Source organism: Beijerinckia mobilis, assembly GCF_000745425.1.
GTDB lineage: Bacteria > Pseudomonadota > Alphaproteobacteria > Rhizobiales > Beijerinckiaceae > Beijerinckia > Beijerinckia mobilis.
This window is the reverse complement of record NZ_JQJH01000002.1, coordinates 299,448-321,619: the sequence shown is the minus strand read 5'-3', so window position 1 is coordinate 321,619 and position 22,172 is coordinate 299,448. Positions and strand designations below refer to the sequence as shown.

Genomic DNA, 22,172 nt, shown 5'->3' with positions numbered 1-22,172 from the left:
TTCACTGTCCCGAGCACCCGGAAGCCGGGCCGGAGCCTTTGCGCACTGAATGGAATGCCATACGAAGAAAACGCTCGCTGTTTTCTTGATAAAGATCTTCGGAATCATCCGAAGATCTTCAATGATGCACCCGCTGCTCGGCGTTCCACTTGCGTGTCGTTGCGGCCTTTCTGGCGGAAGCGGAACGCTCCTCAGCGGATCGCGCGGCTGAGGCTGCGCCGCCTTTCTCGCCACCCTTATGCGCAGCAGGATGTCCCGTATGCGTGCCACGGCCGAAACCGGATTTGCTGCCGCCTCCATCATCCTTATTGACCGTCGCCCAGGCTCGCCGTTCCGCTTCCTTTTCGGCAATCCCGCGGCTTTCGTAGCTTTCCTCTATATGTTCGGCTTTACGCTTCTGTTTATCCGTATATTTGGATTTATCGCCGCTCGGCATGCGATCCTCCTGTTTCCAACGTCCGAACAAAGCGATTGGACGGAACATTTCTCAACAACAAACACCTTGAAAGCAGCGCTCAGTAAAAAAGCTCAGAGCATTTTCCCATGAAATTGAATCACTTCGTGATTTCATGACGTTGGAAAACGCCCTAATTTTTGTGTTGAGCGATTCTGGATATATCCCAAATGTTCGGCCGATCTCCATACGAGATACACTTCGACCGACAGGACAATCGCCATAAAAAACTGCGCACACAATGATCGCAGCAACCATCGCGACCATTATATGCGCTAACCCCGAAGTATCAGGCCGTTTTCATTCAGAAGAGAACCGCCGATCAACGTTGGGGTAAAATGCCGAATCCTCCTGAATGGCCAAGCGAGAAGCCGCGAGACAAACTGGATCGTCAATGCATTGTATTGAGCCAATCATCAACATTCTTGCGCGCAGCATCCTTGGTCTGGCCATAACGTTCCTGGAGCTTGCCTTCAAGCTGTTCACGGCGACCCTCGATCTTGTCGAGATCGTCATCGGTCAGATTGCCCCATTGCTCCTTGACCTTGCCCTTCAACTGCTTCCAATTGCCTTCGATGCGATTCCAGTCCATGACAACCTCCAGTCTGGTGATTGATAATGACTTCCGGTTTTCCGGAAGAAGCCAGATTGCATACAGTTCCCAATATATATTCTGAAGCTGTGTGCAATGCCGGTTCTGGAAAGGCAACACCGAACGATGACTATCGTTCCCTCATGATCTTTGAGCTTCTGTCTCAAACGCGCGATCTACATCACGCACAAAAAGAAAATCTTTTTGACTTAATCTGATAATTTGGAGCGTTCCCGCGCCATCCAAAAACACCGCAGACGCACACATTGCTTCTGCTTCAGGGCTTGGCCACGTGCCATCTGTTTCCGGCCATACCATCGCCACTGGTTTCACCAGGGCCATCCTTCACCCATGTATAGACAGGTCGCCCCCGATAGGCCCATTGACGGGCGCCGTCATCGCGCGCAATCAGCGTCCAATCGCCTTCGGCTTTCGCCTCGTTGCTCGCGAGATAGGGCGGCCAGAGCTTGGCGCAATTCCCTGTGCAAGTGGATGCACCGCTCCCGGCATGATCACCATCGAAGACATAAAGCGTCTTGCCATCAGGGGTCTGGAGAATCGCACCGACAGGGCTTTTTCCCCATTTGGCCGGCTGTGCGGTGAGGAAGCTCGGCGCGAGCATGACAAAGGCACTGACTGTGATATGGGAGATTTTCATCGCAGAGCTCCGTCCAAGTTCCCTTCCCCAAGTTCCCATCTCATCGAAGCGCATAGTGTGATTCAATGGGCCGGATGATTCGCTCGCAGCATTACGGATTCATCCGTAATGCTCAAAAAAATATCGTATTTTCAAAACCATAGTGCTCCAATAGCGATTGAAACGCCATCACCTGCCAATGACGCTTCCAGTTGAAAGACCGGCACGTTTTCAAGTGCCCTGCCCCGAAACCCGCCTTGGAAAAGGTTGACAAACGCGTGCGTCAGCCTTCGCACTTCGGCGGGAAACGCCCGGAGACGAAGCCGGTTGCGCAAGAATCTTCAAAAAAAGATTCGCATACATGCGTTGCAGTTTCAGCGTTTGACCTCGAGCATATGCAAAGCAAACAGGCGTTGAGTGTCAGTCCAGGATGCGAGGCTTTTATATCCCGTAGCTTCGGCGTGGTTCATGAATGTCTCAAGATCATATTTATGTGAGTTTTCGGTGTGGATCGTTTCTCCTCGGCGAAAATGGATTCGATGCGGCGCGATCGAAACCATCTGCTCGATCTGGCTTGTAAGGTGCATTTCAATCCGGCCGGCCGCCGCGTCCCAGCGTGCCTCATGCCGAAAGGTGGCGAGATCGAAATCGGCCTTCAGTTCCCGATTGATCCTGCGCAGAAGATTGAGATTGAAGGCCGCCGTGACACCTTGCGGATCGTCGTAAGCCGCCTCAAGCACCGCCTTTGCTTTCGGCAGATCGACCCCGACGATGAAAAGAGCCCCTTCTCCCAGCAGCTGTGCGGTCCGGCGGAGAAATTCATTCATTTCCTCGGGTGTGAAATTACCAATGGTGGATCCGGGAAAAAAACCGACGAGACGCCCCGGGCAATAGTTCCTCATATCCGGAAGCACGAAGGATTGCGTGTAATCAGCACAGACAGGCACAATCGGAAGCTGCGGGAATGCAGCGGATAATGTCTGTGCTGACGCAAGAAGATGCGTTCGCGAAATATCAATCGGAATATAGAGCGCCGGATCCCGCAGCGCGGCGAGCAGCAACCTGATCTTGTGTCCGGCGCCGGAGCCGAATTCGATCAGGCCGGCGGCAGGGCCCGCCGCCGCCGCTATGTCACGCGCATGCGCCCTGAGGATCCCCCATTCCGTGCGTGTCGGATAATAGGCGGGCAGCGTGCAGATACGATCGAACAGCCGTGAGCCTGTGGCATCATAAAGAAATTTGCACGACAGGGTTTTGGGCACGGCGCTGAGACCGGCAATCACCGCCTCATGAAACGCCTCGACGCCCGGTGCGAGATCATGTATCCGCTGCACGGCTTGAATGGCTTTCATGGATCCTCCGCCAGCCGGAAACCAGAGAATTGCCAGCGCGCCTGCGGCGGAAAAAAATTGCGATAGGTGATCCGCTCATGCCCCTTGGGCGTGGCACAGGAACGGCCGCGCAGGACCATCTGACTGCACATGAATTTTCCATTATATTCGCCGAGCACGCCGGCAGGCCGATGATAGCCCGGATAGGGCACATAAGGGCTCGCCGTCCATTCCCAGACGTCCTGCGCGATCCATGGCGAGACCGAACCGCTTAGCGGCGCCGGATGGAGCCCCGATGTCTCTTCTACGTTTTCGAAGAGGCCATGGCGGGCGGCAGCGACTTCCCATTCCTGCTCAGTCGGCAGGCGGCATCGCTTCCAGCGGGCATAGGCATCGGCTTCATAAAAGCTCACATGGCAGACAGGTTCGTCCGGACGAAGCGGCCGCTCTCCATAAAGTGTGTAAACGAACCAATCTGATTCCTCGCGCCGCCAATAGGCTGGCGCAGTCCAATGTTCCGCCTGCGCCAGCGCAAATCCGTCGGATAGCCAGAATTCCGGGCGGAGATAACCATCGTCCTCCATGAATTCAAGAAATTCGCTATTGCTCACCAAGCGATCAGCAAGCGTGTAATCGCGAAGGAATGTCCGATGCCGGGGCTTTTCATTGTCGAAGGCAAAGAGTGAGAGGGAAGCGTCGCCATGGCCGACCGGATAAAGCCCCTCCTCGAATGTCCATCGGCCGGCTGGTGGTAAACGACCGGGCTTCGTTTGCGCCGGAACGGGTTTTTCGGGGATGGATCTGTAGGCTGGCCGCAGTGGTGATACCGCAAAGGCATGTTTGATGTCGGTGAGGATCAATTCCTGATGCTGCTGCTCGTGATTGAGTCCGAGAAGAATGAGATCCCGCAGCGCATCATCTGATATTGCCATCAACCGCTCCATGGCGGCATCGACAGACAGGCGATAAGCCCGAATTTCCTCTATGCTTGGACGGCTGAGCATTCCGCGTTGTGGGCGCGGATGACGGGGTCCCACGCCATCATAATAAGAATTAAAAAGATAAGTGAATGCGGGATCGAACAGGCGATAGCCCGGCAGAAAAGGAATCAGCAGGAAGGTCTCGAAAAACCATGTCGTATGCGCACGATGCCATTTCGTGGGGCTTGCATCTGGCATTGACTGGATGGTTTGATCCTCCGCGGACAAACAGGCGGCGCGCGACTCCGTTTCGGCACGGACACACCGGTAAGCATCGGCAATCGCTTTCTTGCGCGTGAGCGGATCCCTGTCAGACCGGTCAAAGGGGCGCTGTCTCGCAGGCTCATGCCCATCCTGGCCGAAGCGTGTGACATCGCGACCCGAGAGGCCAGTGGCTATGGTCGGTTCCATTGCGGAATCTCCTCCATTGCCGCGGCATAACGGGTAAACGGCCGGTTGGTTGCCAGTCCGTCCGTCACGGCGGCAATGGCCCCCCTTCATAGAGCTTTCATGAACTGGACAAGATCCCGCTTCGCGTCCTGGTTCAGCCTGGTCCCGAGGGCGAGATTTAAGAATTCAGCGGTGTCATCAAACGTCAGCAAACCGCATCATGCACATTGGGAGGGGAATCCTTGATGCCACGCTTCGGCACATCCGCATGGTCTTTGGCGATATCCGCCTTCATGCGCTTCCTCACGGCATCGAAGGGCTCCCTTTGGGCAACAGGCCTGTAGCTCGGCACCGGGCATCGCGACGGAGGCAAGGCCGAAAAGAACGAGATGCCCAAGAGGTTCGGGAGATTTCATTGCATGTCCCGACGTTCGTCAATCGGCTGCGATGGGGCCGCGTCCGGCCCTGCGGCCCCGCCTTGAAAGGATCCCGGCACGGGCGGGTTGCCTGACAGCCCCGCCGATGCCCTTGCCTCGAACGTCACATTTCGGAATCTTCATATGGCGGCGGCCCAGGCACCAGCTTGCGCGCCTCCTCGCTGATCCAGTCGACGACAACACGGGTGCGCGGCGGCAGGGTCCGGTAAGCGGGATAAGTCATATAAAAATGGATCGGCTCAATCGGCATGTCGGGCAACAGCCGCACTAGACGCCCCTGCCGGATATCGTCATCGACCTGGAACCAGGGAAACAGGCTGATGCCCACGCCATTGCGCACCGCCTCGAACTGGGCGATGGACGAATTGGTGCGGAACGAGCCCGAAACCCGCACGAGACTGCCGCCGACATTCCAGACCTGTTTCGTGGTACCGTAACTGAACAACACGCATTCATGATGCTGCAGGGCGGAGACATCCTCCGGCACCCCATGGCGCTCGAGATAAGAGGGCGCGGCGACGAGTGTACGCGGTACGTCGCCGAGATGACGGGCCACCACCGAGGATTCCGTCACTTCACCGATGCGCAATGCGAGATCGAAACCATCCTCGATCAGATTGACGAGGCCGTCGCCGACGACGAGATCAATGGAAAGGCATGGGTAGCGTTCGGAAAATTGCGCGAGGCCACGCACCAGATATTGCCCGAAGGCATTGGTCGAACCGACGCGGACACGCCCTTTCGGCTCCGCACTGTGGCGGCCGAGCGCATTTTCGGCCGTCTCGAACTCTTGTAGAATGCGCCGGGCATAGACCAGAAAACTCTGTCCGGCATCGGTCAGGATGATCCGCCGCGTCGAGCGGTGGAACAGCAAAATCTTGAAATGGTCCTCGAGGCCGCCGATCCGGCGCCCGATTGTCGCCTGACTCACCATATTTTCCCGGGCGACAATGGAAAAGGAACCGCATTCAGCGACGCGGACAAAGCATCGGAGATCTTCGACGAGTGACGGCATGGGCATGGATGGCTGAAAGCAGAAAACGGCGATAGGATTTCGCCGTTTTTTGAACAAATGGCTTGCAAACACAAGGGCTAGTCATGAGCCGAAAGGAGAGCTAGCGTCGCGCCCCATGCAAAGAATATAATTTATTCAATGGGAAACGCACCAGAATGGATCAACGCTTATCAAAGCATCGCCCATGCCCGTTTCTGATATCGCCATGGGATATAAGCCAGCCCGCCTCTTCTCTTCCTTCCATAGCGCGTACTTTGCTTCCCAGAATGACTATTTGTTCTGGCGCGATACAAGTATTGCCGAGCAAAGAGCTCCACAGGCAGGCGACCCATTCTTTTAGGGGTCTTCTTAATTCCTGAAAGCGGACCTATGCTGTGTTTCAGCGGGTCGAATCGCCCCATATTATCGTCATTGGATGAATAAAGGGAAAAGCCTTGACGGAAGAGCAATCGCCGCGTGAGACGATGGAATTCGACATCGTCATCGTCGGCGCCGGGCCAGCGGGTTTGGCCGCAGCCATTCACCTCAAACAGCTCGCGGAGAAGACCGGCAAGGACCTTTCGGTTCTGGTGATCGAAAAAGGCAGCGAGGTCGGCGCCCATATTCTCTCAGGCGTCGTCGTCGATCCCATCGGCCTTAACGCCTTGCTGCCGGACTGGCAGGAGGATGCCGAGCGGCCGCTCAAGACACAGGTGAACGAGGATACATTTCTGTTCCTCACCGAGACAAAAGCCCAGGCTCTGCCCAATGCGCTGATGCCGAAGCTGATGGGCAATCATGGCAATTTCATCGGCTCGCTCGGCGAGGTGACGCGCTATCTCGCCGCCAAGGCGGAAGCGCTCGGCGTCGAAATCTATCCGGGCTTCGCCGGAACCGAACTGCTTCTAGACGAAAATGGGACTGTCGTCGGCGTCGCCACCGGCGATATGGGAATCGGCAAGGATGGTTCCCATAAATCCGATTATACGCGCGGCGTCGAATTGCGCGCCCGCTATACATTGCTGGCGGAAGGCGCGCGCGGCTCGCTCAGCAAACAGGCCATCGCCCGTTTCGGCCTCGACAAGGGGCGCGAACCGCAGAAATACGGCATCGGATTCAAGGAACTCTGGGAAGTCCAGCCGCAGCATTTTCATGCCGGCCGTGTGCAGCATACGCTCGGCTGGCCCCTCGACAGGGATACGGGCGGCGGCTCCTTCCTTTATCATTTCGGCGAAAACCTCGTCGCCGTGGGTTTCGTCGTCCACCTCAATTATTCCAACCCGACGCTGTTTCCCTTCGGCGAATTCCAGAAATTCAAGACCCATCCGGAAATCCGCAAGACCTTCGAGGGCGCCAAGCGCCTCTCCTATGGCGCCCGCGCCCTGACCGAAGGCGGCTGGCAATCGGTTCCCAAACTGACTTTCCCGGGGGGCGCCCTGATCGGCTGCGCGGCGGGCTTTATCAACGTGCCGCGCATCAAGGGGTCGCATAACGCCATTCTTTCCGGCATGGAGGCCGCCAAGGCCATTGTTGATCTCTGGGAGAGCACGGCTCCGGAAGCCGCGACACCTGAAGCCGCTCCTGCGGAACTCAGCGCCTACGAGAATGGCTGGCGGACCTCGGCGATCGGCCGCGACCTTTATCCGGTCCGTAATATGAAGCCTTTATGGTCCCGCTACGGCACGCCGCTCGGCATCATGCTCGGCGGCATGGATCTGTGGACACAGACACTGTTCAACACATCATTTTTCGGCACCCTGCCGCATGGCAAGCCTGATTACGCCTGCCTGAAGCCGCTCGCCGAAGTGACGCCCAAAACCTATCCGAAACCTGATGGCGTCCTGACCTTCGACCGATTGTCCTCGGTCTTCGTCTCGAATACTCATCACGCCGAGGATCAGCCCTGCCATTTGCGGCTCACCGACGCCGACATTCCCGTCAAGGACAATCTGCCGGTCTATGGCGAGCCCGCCAGGCTCTATTGCCCAGCGGCGGTCTATGAAATCGTCTATGCCGACGAAGAGACGAAAAAGGATCCCCGCTTCGTCATCAATGCACAGAACTGTGTGCATTGCAAAACCTGCGACATCAAGGACCCGGCACAGAACATCAACTGGGTGCCGCCGGAAGGCGGCGGCGGTCCCAATTACCCGAATATGTAGCCTGAGCCTCTACTTTAGAGGATTGCGTAAGAGCGAATGGCGCACACACCCGCTCCAAAAACCGCATCCGACCGATAGAGGCGATCCATAATCGCTAACCTGTAACAAGGTGCCGCACCATTACCTGGCCGCACCATCACAAAAGAGATGTAGCTTTTTGATGTGATGCGACCCTTCCCCATGGATGCGGCGAACGGCCAGACGGTTCCCGCAAATCCTCGGAATTCCTCAGGACGATCAAGCAGCGAGAGTCAGCATGTCGACGATTACTTTCAGGAAGGGTGCCGTCATCGGCGCTGGCACCATGGGATCGGGGATAGCGGCGCATCTCGCCAATGCCGGATTGGATGTCGTTCTGCTCGATCTCGATCCGGAAATCGCCAAGAAGGGTGTCGAGCGGCAGCTGAAAACCGGCGGTTTCATGCTGGCCGATTTTGCCAAGCGCATTACCACCGGCGGCACCAAGACCGATCTCCACCTGCTCTCGGATGCCGACTGGATCATCGAAGCGGTGGCGGAACGGCTCGACATCAAACACGGTCTGTTCAATTCCATCGATCAGGTCCGCAAGCCGGAAGCGATCGTCAGCTCCAACACTTCCACCCTGCCGCTGCATCAGCTGGTCGCGGGTCTTTCTCCGGCGCTCGCCAGCCGTTTCCTCATCACCCATTTCTTTAATCCCCCGCGCCATATGCGGCTGCTCGAGCTGATCGCCGGACCGCAGACGGCACCAGAAGTGACCGCCGCGATCCGCCAGTTCTGCGATGTCGGCCTCGGCAAGGGAGTTGTGCCCTGCAAGGACACACCCGGCTTCATCGGCAACCGCATCGGCTGCTACTGGCTGGCTGTGGGTCTCAACGAGGCGATCAAGCTAAACATCGATGTCGAGGAAGCCGATCTGGTCATGGGCAAGCCGTTCGGCTTTCCGAAAACCGGCATTTTCGGCCTCTATGATCTCATCGGCAATGATCTGATGCCGGCGCTGATCCGCTCACTGCAGACGACCCTGCCGCAGACGGACGCCGTCCATGCCTATGCGGCCGAACCCGCTTTGCTCACCGGCATGCTGGCCAAGGGTCTGACCGGCCGCAAGGGCGGCGGCGGCTTCTACAAGCTTTCCTCGGACCGCAAGAGCCGCGAGGTCATCGATCTCGCAACCGGCGCCTACCGGCCGCAAAAAGCCGTGCCGCAGGAAATTCAGGATGCGGCCAAGGGCGATGGCAAGGCTCTGCTCGGCATCAAGGCCCCTGCCGGCGATTATGCCCGCGCAGTGCTTACCCGCACATTATCCTATGCGGCGGCGCTGGTACCGGAGATCGCCGACCGGACGGATGCCGTCGATGAAGCAATGCGCATCGGCTATGGCTGGAAATATGGCCCCTTTGAACTCATCGACCGGGTCGGCGCAGGCTGGCTCGCGGACCGGCTGAAAGCGGAAGGCACGGCAGTGCCGGAACTGCTGGCGGAAGCGGTTTCCCGCCAGAGCTTCTACCGTGTGGAAAAGGGCGAGCGCGAAAGCCTCAATCCGGCCTCCTCCGGCCCAGCCTATAGCGCGATCCCGCTACCCGAAGGCGTCATCTCACTGGCGGCGATCAAGCTCAAGGCCAAGCCCGTCAAGGATTATGGCGATGCGGCGAGCCTGTGGGATCTCGGCGACGGCATCGGCCTCTTCGAAGCCCGCACCAAGATGAATGTCTTCACGCCACGGCTTCTGGAAGCTGTCGGCGAGATGGTCCAGGACACGCCGAAGGATTTCTCCGGCATCGTCATCGGCAATGAGGGCCCGGCCTTCAGCGCCGGCGCCGATCTTTCCGCCATTCTGGCGCTCTCCGAGAAAGGCGACGGCAAGGCGATCGAGACCTTTATCGAGAGCGGCCTCGCCTCGTTCAACGCGGTGAAATATGCCGGCTTCCCGATCATCGCCGCTCCCTTCGGCGCGACGCTCGGCGGCGGCTGCGAAATCGCGCTCCATTCCCATGCGATCGCCGCCCATGCGGAAGTGACGATCGGCCTCGTCGAGGTCAAAGTCGGGCTCATCCCCGGCTGGGGCGGCATTTTCGAATGGATGATCCGGCTTCTCGAACAGGGTCTCTCCTCCGAGGCCGCCGCCGTCGAGGTGATCGAACGTGTTCTGGGCGCCAGCGCCGCGAGCGGCGCCTATGACGCCAAGGCGCGCCATATCCTGCGGCCGACGGATAAAGTGACGATGAATCGCGACCGGCTGATTGCCGACGCCAAACAGATGGCACTCGCGGCGAAGGAGGGCTTCAAGCCCCTGACCCCGCCGACCTTCACCTTGCCCGCAGCCTCCGTTCTCGAAGCGAAAGTGGCAGAAATCGGCGAGAGCCTGTCGCCCTACGACCGGGAGATCGCGCGTCTGCTCATCAATGTTCTTTCAGGTTCCGGCGCTCCACTGAGCGAGAAGGAGCTCAACGACAGGGCAACGCTCGCCTTCGTTGAAACGGCCCTGACCGAGCCGGCACGTGAGCGCATCGCGCATATGATCAAGACCGGAAAACCGTTGAAGAACTGAGGCCGGCCAAGAATCGTCCGGAACGGAACGGCGCAAGGGCGAAATCCCGGCGCCTTTCCCGATCGCAGTTTCGCAGGAGCATTTTGGCTTCGCGCGCGCCTGCTGCGTGTTTCCAAATTTGGAACAAACGTTTGTTTCGAGCGCTCCCGGATGTTTTTTCGAAGCGCTTCGCCACAAAAAGCATGCGCCGGACGCAAATATCCTGGCGCATTCTGAAACCGGATGCGGAGACGCATCCGCCCCGGACCGGCCATGCCGGCACCGAACGCTGGCGGTTGTCCTCTGGCCGCCACGCCGCGCGGTGCCGCAGCCTGTTCCCACCGCCTGAACAGATCGTGCAGCCAGGAGAGACAAATGCCCGATTATCATGCCCCCGTCGATGACATGGTCTATCTCCTCGAGGAGATCTTCAAGGCGGATGGCGTCTTTGCCGAATTGCCGCCCTACAGCGAAGTCAATGTCGACCTCGCCCGCACCGTGCTCGAGGAGGCCGGCAGGCTCTGTTCCAATGTGCTGCGGCCGATCAATCTCAGCGGCGACATCGAGGGTTGCCGCCTCGAAAACGGCGTCGTCACTCTGCCCAAGGGGTTCAAGGAAGCCTATAAAGCTTTCGTCGAAGGCGGCTGGCCGGCTCTCTCTCTCGAACCCGAATATGGCGGCCAGGGCCTGCCGCGCACCATCCAGATTCTCGTCGATGAAATGCTGTCGGGGTCGAACCTCTCCTTCGGCCTCGTCGCCGGCCTCACCCGCGGCGCGGTGGAAACGATCGAGGCCCATGCGCCCGCCGATATCAAGAGCAAATATCTGCCCAAAATGATCGAGGGCACCTGGTCCGGCGCCATGGCGCTCACCGAGGCGCAGGCCGGTTCCGATCTCGGTCTTCTCAAGACATCGGCGAAGCCGCGCGGTGACGGCTCCTATACGATTTCCGGCTCCAAGATCTTCATCTCCTCCGGCGATCAGGACCTGACCGAAAACGTCATCCATCTGGTGCTCGCCCGCCTGCCCGACGCGCCTCCCGGCTCGCGCGGCATCAGCCTGTTTCTCAGCCCCAAATTCCTCGTCAACGAGGATGGCACGCTCGGGGCCCGCAACAATGTCAATGTCGGCTCGCTCGAACACAAGATGGGCATTCATGGCCATGCGACCTGCGTGATGAATTATGACGATGCCCAGGGCTGGCTGATCGGCGAGCCCAATCGCGGGCTCAATGCCATGTTCACCATGATGAATGCCGAACGCCTGTTCGTCGGCGTCCAGGGTCTCGGCCTCGGCGAGGCCTCCTATCAGACCGCCTCGGCCTATGCCAAGGAGCGCAAGCAGGGCCGCGTGCCCGGCGGCAAGGAGACTTGCACGATCATCGAACATCCCGACGTCCGCAAGATGCTCCTCACCATGCTGAGCTTCATCGAGGCCGCGCGCGCGCTCACCGTCTTCACCGCCCTCGAAATGGACAAGGAAAAGACCCATCCCGACGCGGAGGTGCGCAAGACGGCCACGGGCCTCATCGCTCTGCTCACGCCGGTCATCAAGGCGGCTTTCACCGATTTCGGCTTCGAAACCACGGTGCTCGGCCAGCAGGTTCTCGGCGGCCATGGCTATATTCGTGAATGGGGCCAGGAACAATTCGTGCGCGACGCCCGCATCGCCATGATCTACGAGGGCACTAATGGTATTCAGGCGCAGGATCTCGTCCTGCGCAAGCTCACGCTCGACGCGGGTGCACCGGTCGGCACTTTCTTTGCGTTCATCAGCGAGACCCTCGCACAGGCAGCCGGCCAGCCGGCCACCGCCGCGATCGCCCAACGACTCAAGACCGCCTTCGAACAGTTGCAGGCAACGACCAAGAAACTGCAAGCGGGCGATTTCGCCAATGCCACGGACCAGAATGGCGCGGCGAACGACTATCTCCGCTTCTTCGCGCTCGTCACTTTCGGCTGGCTCTGGCTGCGCATGGCGCTCACCACCATCGCCAAGGGAGAGGCGGCGAACTCGCGCGACAAACGCAAGCTGGCCCTTGCGGAATTTTTCACAAGCCGCATCCTGCCGCAGACGGCCTCCCTCGCCGAACAGATCGAGGCCGGGTCGAAACCGCTGATGGCGCTCGAATCCGACGCCTTTTAATACCACGTCTCCCTGATCCCAACCATTTGGGATCAGGGAGGTCCGGCGGGAAACCGCCACCCCGCGGTCGCGGGGACCAAGTCTTCGAGTTTCATTCTCCGAGTTTCATTCTCAAGGAGTCAATCTCATTGAGACTTGGTATAAGAACCGCCTAGCCCGCCCGCTGTGTTTTCCCTGGGTGCTTCCTTCGGGAAAACACCAGTAGGGACCGAACCCGAGATGAGATGATGAAAGTCCTAGTCCCGATCAAACAGGTGATCGACGCCAACGTCCGCCCGCGCGTGAAGGCCGACGGCACCGGCGTCGACCTGGCCAATGTCAAATTGTCCATCAATCCGTTCTGCGAAATCGCGGTCGAGGAAGCGATACGGCTGAAGGAAAAGGGCAAGGCGAGTGAGATCGTCGTCGTCTCGATCGGTCCCGCCAAGGCGCAGGAAATCATCCGGTCGGCCTATGCGCTCGGCGCCGATCGCGGCCTCTTCGTCGAGACCGAAGAACGGGTCGAGCCTCTCGCCGTCGCCAAGGTCCTGCAAGCAATCATCGCCGCCGAGCAGCCCGGCCTCGTCATTCTCGGCAAGCAGGCGATCGATGACGATTCCAACCAGACCGGCCAGATGCTCGCGGGGCTTCTCGGCTGGCCGCAGGCGACCTTCGCTTCCAAGCTGGAAGTCGATGGCGATAGAGCGACGGTCACGCGCGAGGTCGATGGCGGTCTCGAAACCCTGGCGCTCACTTTGCCGGCAATCGTCACCACGGATCTGCGTCTCAACAATCCGCGCTATCCGACCCTGCCCAATATTATGAAGGCGAAAAAGAAGGCGATCGACGTCAAGAAGCCGGAGGATTTCGGCATCGACATCACGCCACGCCTCAAGGTGTTGAAGGTCAGCGAGCCACCGGCGCGCAAGCCCGGCATCAAGGTCGCCTCCGCCGAGGAACTGGTGAAGGATCTCAAAGCCGCCGGCGTATTGTGACGCGTCTTCACGCGAAGCCCTGCGCAGACATTGCAACGAAGACGCGCCACGCATCGATGACGGAACGCGCGACTTTTGAGATTATCAGAGGTTATCAATGACAACTCTCCTGCTCGCCGACCATGACAATGCAACGCTCGGCAGCGCCACCGCCCGCGCGCTCTCGGCCGCGCGCGAACTCGGCGCCGATGTGCATGTACTGATCGCCGGATCGAACGCCAAACCGGCAGCCGAGGCCGCAGCCAAACTCGAAGGCGTCGCCAAGGTGCTCCTCGCCGACGATCCTTCGCTCGATCATCAGCGTGCCGAACCTGCCGCCGCGCTCGTCGTCGCGCTCGCCAAGGATTATGACGCGATCGTCGCGCCGGCGACCTCCTCCGGCAAGAATATTCTGCCGCGCGCCGCCGCTCTTCTCGATGTCATGCAGATCTCCGACATCATCAAGGTCGTTGCGCCGAATACGTTCGAACGGCCAATCTATGCCGGCAATGCCATAGAGACGGTCGAAAGCACGGATACGAAGAAAGTCATCACCGTGCGCGGCGCGGCCTTTCCTGCTGCCAAAGAGGGCACGGCCGCAGCACCGATCGAGACGGTCGCAGTCACTCCCGCCGAAAGCGGTTCGGCTTTCGTCAGCGAAAGCCTGTCGAAGAGCGACCGGCCGGAACTGACTGCCGCACGCATCGTGGTTTCAGGCGGGCGGGCACTCGGCTCCTCGGAGAAATTCAACGAAGTACTGCTGCCCCTCGCCGACAAGCTGCATGCCGCCGTCGGCGCCTCGCGCGCGGCGGTGGATGCCGGCTATGCACCAAACGATTTCCAGGTCGGCCAGACCGGCAAGATCGTGGCGCCCGAGCTCTATATTGCGATCGGTCTCTCCGGTGCGATCCAGCATCTTGCCGGTATGAAGGATTCAAAAGTCATCGTCGCCATCAACAAGGATGAGGACGCACCGATCGTGCAGATCGCCGATTATTCGCTGATCGGCGATCTCTTCACGATCATTCCTGAACTTGATAAAGCGCTCGGCTGAGATCGGCCCGCACCGCCGGGCGTCATTCTCACCTGATAACAAGATTGCATGCTGCCTTCCATTGGCGCTGGTTGTCCCGCGCCCTTGCGGCATGCCGTCGCACTGTCGCGGACGCGAAGGGTGCGATCATGTGCAGAATGCGCATGTCTTTCTAAAGACAGATCACTTTTCGGAAGCGCCCCTATCGATTTCGGATACAACCGACATAAAAGACACCTATCAAGTTTTGGTGAGGATTTTCGGCGAGGCGGACCGGAAATGGGCTGCGTTTTTTGAAACCGCCTCGTAGATGCCGGATACAAACCCCGCCGGGATGTTTATCCCGGCGCATTCTCGCGGTTCAACCAGCGCGAATGGATACGCACCAAGCGGCGGACCAGGACTCCCTGATCCCCGGCCAGATACGCATTCCTTTAGCGACCGGTTAAACGGATAGACAGAACGGCTGAGGCGATGAAAAACCCCATTACACCGGCGGAAGCCGTTGCTCAAATTCCGGATGGCGCCAGCCTGATGATTGGCGGCTTCATGGGATGCGGCACACCCTATACATTGATCGAGGCGCTGGTTACTGCGGGCAAGAAGAACCTGACGATCATTTCCAATGACAATGATCGCGTCAATCAGGGCATCGGCCGCCTCATCCGGGAGGGCTGCGTCTCCCATGTCATTACATCTCACATCGGCCTGAATCCGGAAACGCAAAAAGGCATGATCGACGGCACGATCAAAGTCGATCTCGTGCCACAGGGCACGCTGGCCGAACAGATCCGCGCCGCGGGCTATGGTCTTGGCGGAGTCCTCACCAAGACCGGTCTCGGCACGGTCGCCGCCAAAGCCGGCGAAACCGTGCATCTGAACGGTGAAGACTGGATTTACATGCCGCCGCTCAAGGCCGATTTCGCGCTCATCCATGCCGCCCAGGCCGATTATACGGGCAATCTCACCTATCAACTGACCGCGCAGAATTTCAATCCGCTGATGGCGCTCGCCGCCGATCAGGTCATATGCGAGGCGCTCGAATTCATGCCGGTCGGCACGATCTCACCAGACCTCGTCAGAACACCCGGTGTCGTCGTCGATATCCTCGTGCCGGCGCAGGGCAACCGGCCGATCAAGCCGAACTGAGCCGACAGGATCCGAGGGAGCGGAAGAATCATGGAATATCAGGAAATCATTCAACGCCGCACCGCCCGGGAATTGCGGCCGCATACGCTTGTCAATCTCGGCATCGGCCTGCCGACCGGCGTCGCGCATTACGTCAAGCACGAGGACGGCGTTTTGTTCCAGTCGGAAAACGGCATCATCGGTATGGGCGGGCGTCCGCCTGCCGGCGCTGAAAACCCCTATCTCACCGATGCCGGCGGCAATTGCGTCACCGCGGTCCCCGGCGCCATGTCGCTCGACAGCGCCTTGTCCTTCGGCCTCATCCGCCGGCATGTCGATACCTGCGTCCTCGGAGGCCTCGAAGTCGACGAGACTGGCCGCCTCGCCAATTGGATGGTGCCCGGCAAGATCGTGCCCGGCATGGGTGGCGCGATGGATCTCGTGGCCAATGCCAAACGCATCATCGTCGCCATGCAGCATATTGCGAAGGGCCAGCCGAAAATCGTGCCGAAATGCACGCTGCCGCTCACTGCGGACCGGCGGATCGACCTGATCGTCACCGATCTCGCCGTCATCGAACCGACGGAAGAAGGCCTCGTACTGCGCGAATATGCGCCGGGCATCAGCGTCGAGGATATTATCGATAAGACCTCCGCCAGGCTGATCATCCCCGATGTCGTGACCGAAATGCCGATCGCGGCCAAGTAACGGGCGAGTGAAATGACCACGCCAGACCTTTCGGGCTCCGTGCCGATCCTCGTCAAGGAAGGCGCGCGAGCGATTCTGCGTCTCAACCGCCCCGCCTTTCACAACCGGCTTGAGCGCGATGACGTGGTCTTTCTGCCGAAACTTTTCGACACGATCGAAACCGATCGTTCGATCCGCGTGCTAATCCTGACCGGCACCGGGCGTACCTTTTCGTCCGGCTACGACATGCAGGCCATGGCCAAGCCGGCGGATGACGGCGGGCGGGAAAGCGGCGCCCAAGAGAAACGCGGCGAATTGCTGTTCAGCCAATTATGCGACCGCGTCGAGAAAATCCGCATTCCGACTATCTGCGCGCTCAACGGTTCGGTCTATGGCGGCGCCACCGATCTCGCGCTTGCCTGCGATTTCCGCATCGGCATGGACGGCATGAAGCTGATCATGCCCGCCGCGAAACTCGGCATCCATTTCTATTATTCGGGCCAGCGCCGCTATATTGCAAAGCTCGGGCTCTCCGCCGCCAAACGCCTGTTTTTGACCGCGCAGCCGATGGAAACTGCGGAACTGCTGCGCATCGGCTTTCTCGACGAAATCGCGACGCCGGAAACCTTCGGCGCCAGGCTCAATGCTTTCGCCACCGCCCTGGAAGACAATGCGCCAAGCGCCGTGCAAGGCATGAAACGGAGCCTCGACCGGATCGCGCGCGGCGAAGACTGCCGTGACGAAGTGGATGCGGCTTTCGCCGCAAGCTTCCGGGGCGAGGAATTCACTGAGGGCATGCGTGCTTGGAACGAGAAGCGCAAGGCCGATTTCAAGGATCCCCGGAGCTGAGGTTCAAGCCATTTCAAAATGGAATTAAGCACTTTCAGAATCTGAAAGAAGAGACGGCACAGGACGGTCGTACACGCAGCAATGCTATCAAGCGAGAGCTCGGCAAGAAAAGAGCGCTCATTCAAGCAGACTTAATCAATCCGGCTTGAGAGCAGCGTTCACTATTATTTGTAAACGCATCAAACCTCTCCGTAAAAAGCATATCTTCTTTCAGTCCGAGGTAATAACTTTACAAATTGTAATGGACGGGGTGCTAGGGACATTCTGCTTTTTCGGCTAAGCTGAGCGAGAAAATTTTTCCGCGTCACGGCAGGCCAGTGCAGACACCCGGACGGAGCGTCCTCCCTTGAGTGTTTATATTCTCCTCTTTGCCGTCGCGCTGATCGCTTTCTGCATCAGCACCGTCGCCGGCGGTGGCGCTGGCCTGGTCCTGCTGCCGCTGCTCGGCCTCGTCCTCCCCGCGACGCAAATTCCGGCGGCACTCTCCCTCGGCACGATGACGAACTCGGTCTCGCGCCTCATCCTCTTCCGTCAGGCGATCCGCTGGGATTTCGCACGATCCTTCGTGCCTCCGGCGCTCCTCTGCGCAATCCCCGGCACCTGGCTCCTCACCCGTATTTCGCCGGTCTATCTCGAACTGCTGCTCGGCTTCTTCCTCGTTTCCAACATTCTCTTTTTGCTGCGTCCGCCGGCAAGCGGACCTGAGGTGCAGCATCCCCCCTCACGCGCAATGCTTGCCCTGATCGGCGCCCTTGCAGGGTTTATCTCGGGCTTTACCGGCGCTGTAGGGCTCGTTTTCAATGGTTTCTATCTACATGCGGGATTGCGCAAGGAGGAAATTGTCGCGACCCGCGCCGCCAATGAAGTGCTGCTCCATGCGATGAAGCTCGCGCTTTATCTCGGCTTCGGCCTGTTGACGAAAGAGGCTCTCTGCGCTGGCCTGCTCGTTGCGCTGGCCGCATTGCTTGCCTCGCATATCATGCGGCATCTCTTGCCTTTCATCAGCGAGTCTTTCTTTCGCCGCCTCGGCTATGGCGCGATGTGCCTTGCGGGCGTCGCCATGGTTTTGGGCTCCAGCAATCAATTGGCTTTCGAAAAGGGCATCCGTTTCGCGCATGAGAACGACAACGGCCGGCCCGAATTCAGCGTTTCTTCGCCGAACCACGCCTATTCCGTAGCGATCAATCACATTTATGACGCCGCCTTCGAACGTTCGATTCCCCTTTCCAGCCTGCCGCAACCCCTGCAGACCGCCGTCTTCGCACTCGCGCAGGATGCCGCCGCCGTCATTGTCGAGGAAGTCTTCGGCTTCAGCAGCCACGGCTATGAAGTGAAGATTCGCGACGGCGCCGATCAGAGCGTGCGCATCTATACGGTCAACATGCGATGATCTGAAACGAACCCGCTTTCCTTCAGGCTTCTTCCTGCACCTGCGGCACGACATCCACGGATACATCGACATCCTGCTCGCGCGAACCGAGAATGATACCGGCGACCGGCGAAATATCGGCATAATCGCGACCTTTGGCGAGAACGATATGATCATCGCCAATCATCATATCATTGGTCGGATCGAGGCCAATCCATCCCCATTCCTCGCCGCACCAGACGGCGACCCAGGCATGCATGGCATCGGCGCCCTCGAGGCGCGGCTGGCCCGGCGGCGGGATGGTACGGATGTATCCGGAAATATAGGCCGCCGGCAGGCCAATGCCGCGCAGGCCGGCAATCATGATATGGGCGAAATCCTGACAGACACCATGGCGTTTCTCGAAGGCCTCGGACAAAGGCGTCGAAATGATCGTCGCCTTCGGGTCATAGCGGAAATCGGCGCGTATGCGTGACATCAGTTCGGCGGCACCGGCGAGCACCGGCCGGGCGCGGCCGAAACTCTCCTTCGCATAAATGGCGGCAGGCTCGAAGGCAGGCACGAAACGGCTCGGATGCAGGAAATGCGCGGGGGAATCCGGCGCCAGCGTCGAGGTATCGAAAGCCTCCTCGCGAATATCCTCCCAGGCCCGCGTGAGATTTTCGGCGGGCGGGGGATCGCGCCGCACTTCAACGCTGCTGCGCGCCTCGACCCGCAAGGCGCGATGCGCAGTCTCAATGGTCAGCGAGGTCAGCCTATTGCCGAAGAAACACAGACGTTCCTCGATCCGCGCGGGCGCCGGATCGATCAGGAGATCGGTGACGAAAACCGTCTGGCCCGGACCGTCCTTGGGCAGGAGGCGCAGGAGACAATGCGAGAAAGTGACCGTCGAACCATAGGCATAGGTCGTGACATGACGCACTTCGTAAATCATGCGAGGCCGCTCGTCTTGTCGGCCCGCGCCGCATGCGGACCTTGCAGGAAATAACGCGTGGCGATCGCATCGGCGAGACAGAGAAGCGATTGTTCGATCTCGAAAATCTCGTCAGTGCCAAGATGCGCCGCCTGTGCCGTCGCCACCCCCGCCGCGAGTTTCACGACGCGGCGGCGCGGTTCTTCCAGCATGCCGTCATCGCTGAGCAACGGCAAATTCTGCAAATGTTCGTCGAGCCGCTCGATCTGGAAGGCGACGGAGCGCGGATTATAGGGGTCGAGCACCGCCATGTCGCGCACTGTATGCCGCGCGGCGCCCATAAGATAGCGCGTGCGATAGGTGATCTGCGAGTCGATGAGATCGAGCAGCACGCTGAAATCATCGGCGGCCGCTTCCGGCCCGGTGAAATGCCGCGAGAACCGGCAGGTATTGATACCCCGCTCCACCCTGCGGCCCATATCGAGCAGACGCCAGCCGGCGCCCCGGTTCATATTTTCGAGCGACACGCCGGCGATCGCGGCGATGGTGCGCAGCGCCGCATCGGCCCGCTCGAACGTATCCGCCTCGGTCACAGGCACCGCCGGTTCCAATGTGAGCCCGCTGTAGAGATCGTTGATCAGCCGCCAAGTATCAGGCGAAAGACGCTCACGGATAAACGAAGCGGCGCGCCGGCTTTCGCCGACGAGAGACGCCACCGAGCCATATTCCTTGCCATAGAGTCCCTGAGCGACGAGCAGGAAGGCGTCGCCCTCGAGCTCTTCGGGCGCGGCGCCCCAGGCGACCAACAGAGCGCCAACGCGATCGATCGTCTGGCCCGTATTGATGGTGCGTGTATCCGGATCCATCAGCTTGCCGGCAAGGCAGCGTACGAGGCGCAAGGTCGCTTCCGTACGCTCGAGATAGCGTCCGAGCCAGAACAGATTGTCAGCGGCGCGCGAGGGCAGATTGCCCATCAGACGGCGTATACGCACGCTGTCATCATCCGGCAGCAATGTCACCATTTCCACCGGTTTGTCGGCGATAACCCAGACATCGGCGGATTGGACGCCCTCACCCATCGAGACGGCGCGCGCGTCGGCGCGGTCGGAGATGCGGCAGAAACCGCCGGGCATCACCTTCCAGCCGTTCGGCGTACAAGCCGCGTAAACGCGCAGAACGAAGGGGCGCGGCACGAGGCGGCCATCCTCCCAGACCGGCGTCGTCGAGAGATTGACGACCTCCTGTCCAACATAGTCGATACCGCGCCGGCGTATGTCGGCGGCGAGCCGTTCCTTTTCCTGCGGGGTCAGTGTCATGCCGACGACGGGCTGGCGCGCCGGCCGGCCGAGCACCGGATTGCCATAAGCGCCGGTGATCGCCATGCCATCCATGTAATTGATGACATCTTCCCTCTCGTGCGGCTGACCGCACCACCAGGTGGCGATATTCGGCAAGGCGAGTTCCTCGCCGAGCACCGTGCGGCAGAGACGCGGAATGAAGCTCATGAGGGCCGGCGCTTCGAGGACTCCGGAGCCGAGCGCATTGGCAACCACCACGCCGCCCTCACGCAAACTGTCGATCAGACCCGGCACACCGAGCCGCGATTGCGCATTGAGCTCGAGCGGGTCGCAGAAATCCGAATCGACGCGCCGCCAGAGCACATCGGCGCGTTTCAGGCCGGCGATCGTGCGCACATGCACCTCACCGTCCCGCATGGTGAGATCGCCGCCTTCGACCAGCAGGAAACCGAGATAACGGGCGAGATAGGCCTGTTCGAAATAGGTCTCGTTGAAGGGCCCCGGCGTGAGCAGGCAGATGCGCGGATCGGACCGGCGCGCCATGCCGATGAGTCCCTCCCGGAACGCCTGAAAGAATGGGGCGAGGCGCTCGATGTTCATATCCCCGTAAAGGCCGGGAAAGGCGCGCGACAGAACGAGACGATTGGCGAGCGCATAACCGGCGCCCGACGGTGCCTGGGTGCGGTCGCCGAGCACCCACCAGCGCCCATCGGGGCCGCGGCCGATATCGGCTGCATAGAGATAGAGATATTTGCCGCCCGGTGGCCGCACGCCCTGCAGCGGATGCAGGTAATCCGCGCTGCCGGTGATCGCCGTCGCCGGAAGGGCGCCGGAACCGACGAGCCGTCCCTCGCCGTAAATATCCTGCAGAATGGCCTCGAGAAGGCGTACGCGCTGGCAGATGCCGGTGGCGATCTCGCGCCATTCGTCGGCTTCGATCAGCAGCGGCACATGGCTCAACGGCCAGGTCCGTTCGCTGAGATCGCCATAGATACGATAGGAGACGCCCGACTCATGAATATGCCGGTCGGCGGCGGCGAAACGATGGGCGATCTCATCATCGCTGAGATCGCCGAGCGAACGCAGGAATTTTACCCAATGCGGCCGTGGCTTGCCCCATTCGTCGACGAATTCATCAGGAATGAACGGCAGCGGCCGATAGGCGGTGGCCAATTGGGCCAGCCGATCCTCGGCGGTGGGGGCTTGGATCTGCTTCGAGGCGCGCATGCGAAGACAATCTCTCAGGCCTGAAACAAAGGCTCACGCGGGTGATACGATTTTGAACGCCCGGCGTCTTCAATATTCTCA

18 protein-coding genes are annotated in these 22,172 nt (G+C 59.7%); 10 read left to right on the top strand and 8 right to left on the bottom strand.

Translation table 11 applies throughout. The features are described from left to right. Positions 1-118: 118 nt before the first annotated feature. Both DL88_RS03645 and DL88_RS03640 read right to left on the bottom strand, forming a co-directional pair. The gene (locus DL88_RS03645) at positions 119-436 is read right to left on the bottom strand and encodes a hypothetical protein (protein WP_034992277.1); all 318 of its coding nucleotides are present in this window, start codon (positions 434-436) and stop codon (positions 119-121) included. 409 nt (positions 437-845) lie between these two features. Further along, positions 846-1,046: a CsbD family protein gene (locus DL88_RS03640; RefSeq protein WP_034991743.1), complete on the bottom strand. Its 201-nt coding sequence runs from the start codon at positions 1,044-1,046 to the stop codon at positions 846-848. Between the two features lie 26 nt (positions 1,047-1,072). On the opposite strand from DL88_RS03640, the gene DL88_RS20120 reads away from it, so the two are divergent. Next, positions 1,073-1,264, top strand: a complete 192-nt coding sequence (locus DL88_RS20120; protein ID WP_156970915.1) for a hypothetical protein — start codon at positions 1,073-1,075, stop codon at positions 1,262-1,264. A 59-nt stretch (positions 1,265-1,323) separates the two neighbouring features. Here DL88_RS20120 and DL88_RS03635 read toward each other — a convergent pair whose 3' ends face one another. The 4 genes from DL88_RS03635 to DL88_RS03620 all read right to left on the bottom strand — a co-directional run bounded on the left by DL88_RS03635 (position 1,324) and on the right by DL88_RS03620 (position 5,842). Next, positions 1,324-1,704: a COG4315 family predicted lipoprotein gene (locus tag DL88_RS03635; RefSeq protein WP_034991741.1), complete on the bottom strand. Its 381-nt coding sequence runs from the start codon at positions 1,702-1,704 to the stop codon at positions 1,324-1,326. A gap of 353 nt (positions 1,705-2,057) precedes the next feature. Continuing rightward, positions 2,058-3,035, bottom strand: coding sequence for an L-histidine N(alpha)-methyltransferase (gene egtD, locus DL88_RS03630; protein ID WP_034991739.1), 978 nt, complete (start codon positions 3,033-3,035; stop codon positions 2,058-2,060). Further along, a complete protein-coding gene (gene egtB / locus DL88_RS03625; protein WP_084704873.1) occupies positions 3,032-4,405 on the bottom strand; it encodes an ergothioneine biosynthesis protein EgtB in 1,374 nt (457 codons plus the stop codon). Before egtB ends, egtD begins: the two co-directional genes overlap by 4 nt. A 519-nt stretch (positions 4,406-4,924) precedes the next feature. Continuing rightward, positions 4,925-5,842: a LysR family transcriptional regulator gene (locus tag DL88_RS03620; RefSeq protein WP_051955547.1), complete on the bottom strand. Its 918-nt coding sequence runs from the start codon at positions 5,840-5,842 to the stop codon at positions 4,925-4,927. A 458-nt stretch (positions 5,843-6,300) separates the two neighbouring features. Here DL88_RS03620 and DL88_RS03615 point away from each other — a divergent pair, with 458 nt between their 5' ends. The 9 genes from DL88_RS03615 to DL88_RS03575 all read left to right on the top strand — a co-directional run bounded on the left by DL88_RS03615 (position 6,301) and on the right by DL88_RS03575 (position 18,674). Continuing rightward, positions 6,301-7,977, top strand: a complete 1,677-nt coding sequence (locus DL88_RS03615) for an electron transfer flavoprotein-ubiquinone oxidoreductase (protein ID WP_034992259.1) — start codon at positions 6,301-6,303, stop codon at positions 7,975-7,977. A gap of 256 nt (positions 7,978-8,233) precedes the next feature. After that, positions 8,234-10,510, top strand: coding sequence for a 3-hydroxyacyl-CoA dehydrogenase/enoyl-CoA hydratase family protein (locus DL88_RS03610; RefSeq protein ID WP_034991736.1), 2,277 nt, complete (start codon positions 8,234-8,236; stop codon positions 10,508-10,510). A 354-nt stretch (positions 10,511-10,864) separates the two neighbouring features. Further along, positions 10,865-12,634, top strand: coding sequence for an acyl-CoA dehydrogenase C-terminal domain-containing protein (locus tag DL88_RS03605; protein ID WP_034991734.1), 1,770 nt, complete (start codon positions 10,865-10,867; stop codon positions 12,632-12,634). A 227-nt stretch (positions 12,635-12,861) separates the two neighbouring features. Next, on the top strand, positions 12,862-13,608 hold the full coding sequence (locus tag DL88_RS03600; protein WP_034992256.1) for an electron transfer flavoprotein subunit beta/FixA family protein: 747 nt from the start codon (positions 12,862-12,864) through the stop codon (positions 13,606-13,608). A gap of 97 nt (positions 13,609-13,705) precedes the next feature. After that, complete coding sequence (locus tag DL88_RS03595; protein WP_034991732.1) at positions 13,706-14,641, top strand: electron transfer flavoprotein subunit alpha/FixB family protein; 936 nt, start codon at positions 13,706-13,708, stop codon at positions 14,639-14,641. Between the two features lie 453 nt (positions 14,642-15,094). Further along, positions 15,095-15,769, top strand: a complete 675-nt coding sequence (locus DL88_RS03590) for a CoA transferase subunit A (protein WP_034991730.1) — start codon at positions 15,095-15,097, stop codon at positions 15,767-15,769. A 30-nt stretch (positions 15,770-15,799) separates the two neighbouring features. Next, entirely contained in the window at positions 15,800-16,456 is a 657-nt protein-coding gene (locus tag DL88_RS03585; RefSeq protein ID WP_034991727.1) for a 3-oxoacid CoA-transferase subunit B, read from the top strand. Positions 16,457-16,468: 12 nt separating this feature from the next. Next, on the top strand, positions 16,469-17,284 hold the full coding sequence (locus tag DL88_RS03580; RefSeq protein WP_034991724.1) for an enoyl-CoA hydratase/isomerase family protein: 816 nt from the start codon (positions 16,469-16,471) through the stop codon (positions 17,282-17,284). Between the two features lie 346 nt (positions 17,285-17,630). Next, positions 17,631-18,674: a sulfite exporter TauE/SafE family protein gene (locus DL88_RS03575; RefSeq protein WP_034991721.1), complete on the top strand. Its 1,044-nt coding sequence runs from the start codon at positions 17,631-17,633 to the stop codon at positions 18,672-18,674. 22 nt (positions 18,675-18,696) lie between these two features. Here DL88_RS03575 and DL88_RS03570 read toward each other — a convergent pair whose 3' ends face one another. Both DL88_RS03570 and DL88_RS03565 read right to left on the bottom strand, forming a co-directional pair. Next, positions 18,697-19,587 (bottom strand): transglutaminase family protein, encoded by an 891-nt coding sequence (locus DL88_RS03570; protein ID WP_034991718.1) that lies wholly within the window; start codon positions 19,585-19,587, stop codon positions 18,697-18,699. After that, positions 19,584-22,091, bottom strand: coding sequence for a circularly permuted type 2 ATP-grasp protein (locus DL88_RS03565; RefSeq protein ID WP_034991716.1), 2,508 nt, complete (start codon positions 22,089-22,091; stop codon positions 19,584-19,586). Before DL88_RS03565 ends, DL88_RS03570 begins: the two co-directional genes overlap by 4 nt. Between the last annotated feature and the right edge of the window lie 81 nt (positions 22,092-22,172).

Excerpts from the sequence above, each read along its gene's own strand:
- DL88_RS03645 (WP_034992277.1), bottom strand. The coding sequence starts at position 436 with ATGCCGAGCGGCGATAAATCCAAATATACGGATAAACAGAAGCGTAAA.
- DL88_RS03640 (WP_034991743.1), bottom strand. The coding sequence starts at position 1,046 with ATGGACTGGAATCGCATCGAAGGCAATTGGAAGCAGTTGAAGGGCAAG.
- DL88_RS20120 (WP_156970915.1), top strand. The coding sequence starts at position 1,073 with ATGACTTCCGGTTTTCCGGAAGAAGCCAGATTGCATACAGTTCCCAAT.
- DL88_RS03635 (WP_034991741.1), bottom strand. The coding sequence starts at position 1,704 with ATGAAAATCTCCCATATCACAGTCAGTGCCTTTGTCATGCTCGCGCCG.
- egtD (WP_034991739.1), bottom strand. The coding sequence starts at position 3,035 with ATGAAAGCCATTCAAGCCGTGCAGCGGATACATGATCTCGCACCGGGC.
- egtB (WP_084704873.1), bottom strand. The coding sequence starts at position 4,405 with ATGGAACCGACCATAGCCACTGGCCTCTCGGGTCGCGATGTCACACGC.
- DL88_RS03620 (WP_051955547.1), bottom strand. The coding sequence starts at position 5,842 with ATGCCCATGCCGTCACTCGTCGAAGATCTCCGATGCTTTGTCCGCGTC.
- DL88_RS03615 (WP_034992259.1), top strand. The coding sequence starts at position 6,301 with ATGGAATTCGACATCGTCATCGTCGGCGCCGGGCCAGCGGGTTTGGCC.
- DL88_RS03610 (WP_034991736.1), top strand. The coding sequence starts at position 8,234 with ATGTCGACGATTACTTTCAGGAAGGGTGCCGTCATCGGCGCTGGCACC.
- DL88_RS03605 (WP_034991734.1), top strand. The coding sequence starts at position 10,865 with ATGCCCGATTATCATGCCCCCGTCGATGACATGGTCTATCTCCTCGAG.
- DL88_RS03600 (WP_034992256.1), top strand. The coding sequence starts at position 12,862 with ATGAAAGTCCTAGTCCCGATCAAACAGGTGATCGACGCCAACGTCCGC.
- DL88_RS03595 (WP_034991732.1), top strand. The coding sequence starts at position 13,706 with ATGACAACTCTCCTGCTCGCCGACCATGACAATGCAACGCTCGGCAGC.
- DL88_RS03590 (WP_034991730.1), top strand. The coding sequence starts at position 15,095 with ATGAAAAACCCCATTACACCGGCGGAAGCCGTTGCTCAAATTCCGGAT.
- DL88_RS03585 (WP_034991727.1), top strand. The coding sequence starts at position 15,800 with ATGGAATATCAGGAAATCATTCAACGCCGCACCGCCCGGGAATTGCGG.
- DL88_RS03580 (WP_034991724.1), top strand. The coding sequence starts at position 16,469 with ATGACCACGCCAGACCTTTCGGGCTCCGTGCCGATCCTCGTCAAGGAA.
- DL88_RS03570 (WP_034991718.1), bottom strand. The coding sequence starts at position 19,587 with ATGATTTACGAAGTGCGTCATGTCACGACCTATGCCTATGGTTCGACG.
- DL88_RS03565 (WP_034991716.1), bottom strand. The coding sequence starts at position 22,091 with ATGCGCGCCTCGAAGCAGATCCAAGCCCCCACCGCCGAGGATCGGCTG.